Genomic DNA, 5872 nt, shown 5'->3' with positions numbered 1-5872 from the left:
GACCTGGAAACTGCTCACCACCACCCGCCGCGCCTGCTGGCCCGCCCTGCGGGGAGCGTGGGGGCGCAACTCCGGACGGCGTACCGGGGACCGGGCCAGGGCCCGCGAACTCCGCCACTGGCGCAGGGAGATCTCCGAGCGGCAGCTCGTCTTCGACCACGGGGCGACGGGGAGCATCCGGGAGCGGATCTCCTCCTGGGACCAGATGCTGCACAACGACCGCGCCGACTCCCGGGACTACCCGGCCGTACGGGGGGCGGCCGGGGCGGGCGGCAGGCGGGCGGGCACGGGCACCCGGCGCCGGTGCCGGGGTGCGGTCCGGCGCGCGCCGGGCCCCGGTGCGGGGCCGGGCTTCGGCGGGACCGGGCTTCGGCGGCGTCAGGCTTCGGCGGCGTCAGGCCTCGGTGAGGTGGCGCAGCAGGGGGCCGGGGTCGGCGCTGCCGCAGGCCGTGCGGACGGCGGCGTCGTGGGCGGCGGCGAGGGCGTCGAGGCGGGCGAGGCGGGTGCGCCCGAGGCGGGAGAGGTGGGCGGTCACCCGGCGGCGGTCCTGCTCGTCCTGGCGGCGGTAGACCCAGCCGGCCTCGGTGAGGGCGTCGACGAGCCGGCTGAGGCTGGCCTGCGGGATGAGCAGGCTCTGGGCGAGGTCGCCCATCGAGCGGCCGGCGTCGTCGGTGAGCGCGCGCATCACCCGCCACTGGTCGAGGGTGCACCCCTCGGCCTCCAGCCGGGCGGCGAGGTCGCGGGCGAGACGGCGCTGGGCGACGGTGAGGAGCTCGATCAGCAGGGGCTGGTCGGCGGGGGAGGCGGAGGGGACGGGCGGGACGGCGGAGGTGGCGTCGGCGGCGGGGGCGGCCGCTGTGCTGGGTGGTGTCATGGCCGTGTCTCTTTCCCCGGTTGCTGGTCCTGGTCGCGCGGCCCTCGTTTGGCCGGATCGGCTGCCATGACGATACTCGCAAGCGATGAGCCCCGATGTGAAGCTGCTGGAGCCGCTCGACGCGCGGTACCTCCCCCGGGAGGCGCCGGCGCTGCGGGTGTGCCTGGTCGTGCCGCAGTCCGGGCCGCTCGGCCTGACCGGGCCGTCGGCCCTGGACGGCGCGCTGCTGGCCGCGCACGAGGTGAACGCGGGCGGCGGCGTGCGCGGACTGCCCCTGGAACTGGTGCTGGTGGACGGCGGCGGCACGCCGGCGGCGGTGGCCCGGGAGGTGGCGCTGCTGCTGGACGCCGGGGCGGTGGACGCGGTGGCCGGCTGCCACTCCAGCGATGTCCACCGGGCCGTGGAGGCGGTGACCAGCGGGCGCACCGCGTACGTGTTCACGCCCCCGCACGAGGGCGGGAGCAGGCTGCCGGGCGTGTTCTGCACGGGGGCGGACCCGGCGGCGCAGCTGGACGGGATGGTCGAACGGCTCACCGAGCGGCACCGGCTGCGCCGCTGGGCACTGGTCGGCAACGACTACATCTGGCCGCAGGCGGTGCACCGGGCGGCCGGCGAGGCGGTGGCCCGGGCCGGGGCGCGGGTGGTGCTGGAGCGGTGCCTGCCGTTCGGTGCGGCGGAGCGGGACCTGGAGCCGCTGCTGGACGCGTTGCGGACGGAGCGGGCGGACGGGCTGCTGCTGAGCCTGATCGGCGCCGACCTGGTGCGGTTCAACCGGGCGCTGCGCCGCACCGGTCTGGACCGCCGGCTGGTGCGGCTGTCCGGCGCGCTGGAGGAGAACAGCCTGCTCGCGTACGGCGGGGACGGCACCGGCACGCTGTACGCCGCGATGCCGTCGTTCGCGTCGCTGCCGGAGGAGCGGCGGGTGCGGCTGGCGGAGCAGCACCGGGCGGTGTTCGGGCCGTACGCGCCGGTGCTGGACGCCTACGCGGTGGGGCTGTACGACGGGCTGCACCTGCTGGCGGCCCTGGCGGCGCGCGGGGAACTGGTTCCGGACGGCGGGCTGGCGGGGGCCGCGGCGCGGCTGCTGCGCGGGGACGGCGCGGCGGTGCGGCGGGCCTGGGCGCGGGCGCCGCTGGGGCCCGCCCGGGACGGGGTGCACCTGGGGCGGGCGGAGGGGCTGGGGTTCACCGTCCTGTCGTGACGGCGGGCGGGTTCCGGGCGGGGGTTCCGGTTCGGGTCCCGGGCGGGGGCTCCGGCACGGGTTCCGGTTCGGACACGGTCGGCCACCTGCCACGAAACCCTTCCATTTGAAAATAACTGGCTCTATGGTCTCCCCACCACCTCGGGTCGCCCCACCTCGGGTCGTCACGGAAGAGAGCCCCCACATGTCCGAAGCACCCGCCTCCCCCGCCGGCATCGAGAGCTACGGTTACCAGCAGGAACTCCGCCGCTCGCTGCGCTTCTCCGACCTGCTGGTCTACGGCCTGGTCTTCATGGTGCCGATCGCCCCCTTCGGCATCTTCGGCAGCGTCTTCCAGGGTTCCGGCGGCATGGTCGCCCTCGCCTACGCACTGGGCATGGTGGCGATGATGTTCACCGCCCTGTCCTACGCGCAGATGTCGCGGGCCTTCCCGATGGCCGGCTCCGTGTACACCTACGCCGGGCGCGGCATCGCGGCGCCGGTCGGCTTCCTGTCCGGCTGGATGATCCTGCTGGACTACGTGCTCGTCCCCGGCCTGCTCTACCTGATCGCGGGCGTGGCGATGAACTCGCTGGTGCCGGCGGTGCCGGTCTGGCTCTGGCTGGTCGGCTTCGTGCTGCTGAACACCGCCGTCAACTACCTGGGCGTCGAGATGACGTCGAAGGTCAACAAGGCCATGCTGATCGGCGAGCTGATCGTGCTGGTGGTCTTCATCGGCTTCGGCGTGGCCGCGCTGGCCGCCGGCAAGGGCCGCGGCTTCGACTTCACCCCGGTCTACAACTCCCAGACGTTCTCCTGGAGCCTGGTCTTCGGCGCGGTGTCCATCGCGGTGCTGAGCTTCCTCGGCTTCGACGGCATCTCCACCCTCTCCGAGGAGAACCAGGACTCCACCAAGGCCATCGGCAAGTCGATGATCGCCGCGCTGCTGCTGGCCGGCTCGCTGTTCATCGTGCAGACCTGGATCGCCTCGCTGCTCGTCCCGGACCCCGGCGCGCTGATCGCCGGCGGCGACCCGGACGGCGTCGCCTTCTACGACGCGGCCCGCGTCGCCGCCGGCGGCTGGCTCGCCACCGTCACCGCCGCCGCGACCGCGGTGGCCTGGGGCTTCGCCAACTCCCTGGTCGCCCAGGCGGCCACCTCGCGACTGCTCTACGCGATGGCGCGCGACCGCCAGCTGCCCGCCTTCCTCGCCAAGGTCCACCCCCGCCACCGCGTCCCGGTGAACGCCACCCTGCTGACCGCCGGCGTCTCACTCGTCCTCGGTCTCTACACCGCCTCCCGCGAGGACGGCATCACCCTGCTGTCCACGCTGGTCAACTTCGGCGCCCTGACCACCTTCCTGGTCCTGCACGTGTCCGTGGTGGTGCACTACCTGATCCGCCGCCGCAGCCGGGACTGGTGGCGCCACCTCGTCGCCCCGGTCGTCGGGTTCGCGATCCTCGCCTACGTGGTCGTCAACGCGGACATCGCCGCCCAGCGGCTCGGCTTCGTCTGGCTGGCGATCGGCGGCCTGGTCCTGACCGGGCTGATGCTCTCCGGCCGCCGTCCGAACCTCGCCGCGGTGGCCGCGGACCAGGGTCCGGACCGGACGCCGACCGCCGACAACGCCCCTCTCAGCAAGGAGAACCAGTGAGCCTGCCCGACCTCGTCACCCTCTTCCCGAAGCCCGCCGACTACGCCTACACCTTCGGCGGACGCACCCCGCTGGTGACCGTCCAGCCGGGCAGCATCGTCGAGCTGACCACCGAGGACTGTTTCGGCGGCCGGGTCCGCGACATCGGCGACCTGCCGAGCGCGGTCTGCGAGTTCCCCTACCTCAACCCCGTCACCGGACCGATCGCGGTGGCCGGCGCCGAGCCCGGCGACACCCTGGCCGTGCACTTCGTGGAGATCACCCCGGCCCGCGACTGGGGCATCTCCAGCACCTTCCCGCACTTCGGCGCGCTCACCGCGACCCACACCACGGCGATGCTGCACGCTCCGCTGGAGGAGCGGGTCTGGGTCTACGAGCTGGACACGGCCGCCGGCGTCTGCCGGTTCCGCGCCCGGCACGGCGACTTCACCGCCGAACTGCCGCTGGACCCGATGCACGGCACCGTCGGCGTCGCCCCGGCCGGCGGCGAGACCCTGATGTCGATCACCCCGGGCGCCCACGGCGGCAACCTCGACACCCCCGAGATGCGGGCCGGCACCACCGCCTACTTCGGCGTCAACGTGCCCGGCGGACTGCTCGCCATCGGCGACGGCCACGCCCGCCAGGGCGAGGGCGAGGTGTGCGGCACGGCCGTCGAGACGGCGATGCGCACCACCGTGGTGATCGACCTGATCAAGGGCGGCGGACCGGCCTGGCCCCGGCTGGAGAGCGACCGGTACCTGATCACCACGGGTTCGGCCCGGCCGCTGGAGGACGCCTTCCGGATCAGCCAGCACGATCTCGTCGGCTGGACCTCGGAGCTGCTCGGCCTGGAGACGCTGGACGCCTACCAGCTGGTCAGCCAGGCCGGCCTGGCCCCCGCCGCCAACGTCTGCGACACCAACTACACGATGGCCGCCAAGCTGCCCAAGTCCCTCCTGGGCAGCACCCGCGCCTACGACGGCCTGCACGACCGTCTCCGCGAGACCGCCGCCGCCTACCTCCGGCACCGTTGAAGAGCGGTACGGATCCCGGGACAGCGCCGCCCTGACTGACCGTCGGGGCACCCCGGGCGCCGCGGCGGCGGAACCCCGTCGTCCGGCGCACCCGGCCGCCGCCGGGGGGCGACACCGAGGGGACGGACCGGGGCGAGGGGGGGGAACGGACCGGCGCCGGACGGACTCCGCCGGACGTGCGCGCCACGGGAGGCCCGGGAAGCTCCCCCGCCTGGACCTCCCCGGCCCTGACGCCCGCAGTGGCCTTGACGTTGCCGCAACGGCAGCCCCTACCGTCCTGACCAGGGCCGGACGGACCGGCCCGGTGACACCTGTGGGGGACCGGATGGAGGCCTGGCCGATCGCCGAGGTGGCGCGGATGTCCGGCGTCACGGCGCGAACGCTGCGGCACTACGACGAGATCGCGCTGCTGCCGCCCGCCGGCGTCGGGAGCAACGGGCACCGCTACTACGGGGAGCGGGAGCTGCTGCGGCTCCAGGAGATCCTGGTGCTGCGCGCGCTGGGCCTGGGCCTGGCCGAGATCGGCCGGATCCTGGCCACCCGGGTGGACGAGCTGGAGGCGCTGCGCGGTCACCACCGCAGGCTGCTCGCCGAGCGCGACCGCCTGGACGCACTGGCCGCGACGGTCGCCCGCACGATCACCGATCTGGAGCGATCCAGGAGGGACGGTGCGCCGATGACGGCGATCAACCGGCCGGAGAACCTGTTCGAGGGAGTCCGGGCCACCGACCACGAGGAGGAGCTGCGCGCCTTCCCCGAGCAGGCCGAGGCCGCCGGGCGGGCGGCGGCGGCGATGACGCCGGAGGAGATCGAGGCGGGGCAGCGGGCCCGCACCGCGCAGATGGTCCGGCTCGCCGAGCTGATGGCCGCCGGGCTGCCGGCCGGCGCCGAGCAGGTGCGGGCGGAGATCGACGACCAGTACCGGGGGCTCGCCGCGGTCCGGGCGGTGCCGGCCGCGGAGTTCCGGGCGATGGGGCGGGCCTGTGTGACGAACGGGACGTGGCGGGCGGCGTACGAGTCGATCGCGCCGGGTCTGGCCGGGTACCAGCGCGACGCGATCGAGGCGTACGCCGCGGGGCTGCCGGCGGCGGGCTGACCCGCGCCGCTCCGGCGGGGCCGCCGGACGGGCGGACGGGGCCCGTCCGGCG

6 protein-coding genes are annotated in these 5872 nt (G+C 74.8%); 4 read left to right on the top strand and 2 right to left on the bottom strand.

Going from position 1 to position 5872, the window contains the following annotated elements; all coding sequences use genetic code 11:
• On the bottom strand, window positions 1-216 hold a 216-nt coding region (locus ACFCX4_RS34100; protein ID WP_376150982.1), incomplete at its 3' end, for a hypothetical protein.
• Window positions 217-394: 178 nt separating this feature from the next.
• On the bottom strand, window positions 395-874 hold the full coding sequence (locus ACFCX4_RS34095) for a MarR family winged helix-turn-helix transcriptional regulator (protein WP_376150981.1): 480 nt from the start codon (window positions 872-874) through the stop codon (window positions 395-397).
• An 85-nt stretch (window positions 875-959) separates the two neighbouring features.
• Here ACFCX4_RS34095 and ACFCX4_RS34090 point away from each other — a divergent pair, with 85 nt between their 5' ends.
• From ACFCX4_RS34090 to ACFCX4_RS34075, 4 genes are all read left to right on the top strand, one after another.
• Complete coding sequence (locus ACFCX4_RS34090; protein WP_376150979.1) at window positions 960-2075, top strand: ABC transporter substrate-binding protein; 1116 nt, start codon at window positions 960-962, stop codon at window positions 2073-2075.
• A 184-nt stretch (window positions 2076-2259) separates the two neighbouring features.
• Window positions 2260-3708, top strand: a complete 1449-nt coding sequence (locus tag ACFCX4_RS34085) for an APC family permease (RefSeq protein ID WP_376150977.1) — start codon at window positions 2260-2262, stop codon at window positions 3706-3708.
• Complete coding sequence (locus tag ACFCX4_RS34080; RefSeq protein WP_376150975.1) at window positions 3705-4724, top strand: acetamidase/formamidase family protein; 1020 nt, start codon at window positions 3705-3707, stop codon at window positions 4722-4724. Before ACFCX4_RS34085 ends, ACFCX4_RS34080 begins: the two co-directional genes overlap by 4 nt.
• A gap of 325 nt (window positions 4725-5049) precedes the next feature.
• On the top strand, window positions 5050-5820 hold the full coding sequence (locus ACFCX4_RS34075; protein WP_376150984.1) for a MerR family transcriptional regulator: 771 nt from the start codon (window positions 5050-5052) through the stop codon (window positions 5818-5820).
• The last annotated feature ends 52 nt before the right edge of the window (window positions 5821-5872 follow it).

Source organism: Kitasatospora sp. NPDC056327, assembly GCF_042261735.1.
Classification (GTDB): domain Bacteria; phylum Actinomycetota; class Actinomycetes; order Streptomycetales; family Streptomycetaceae; genus Kitasatospora.
Note: the sequence above shows the minus strand (reverse complement) of the source record. Positions and strands in the feature narration are given on the sequence as shown.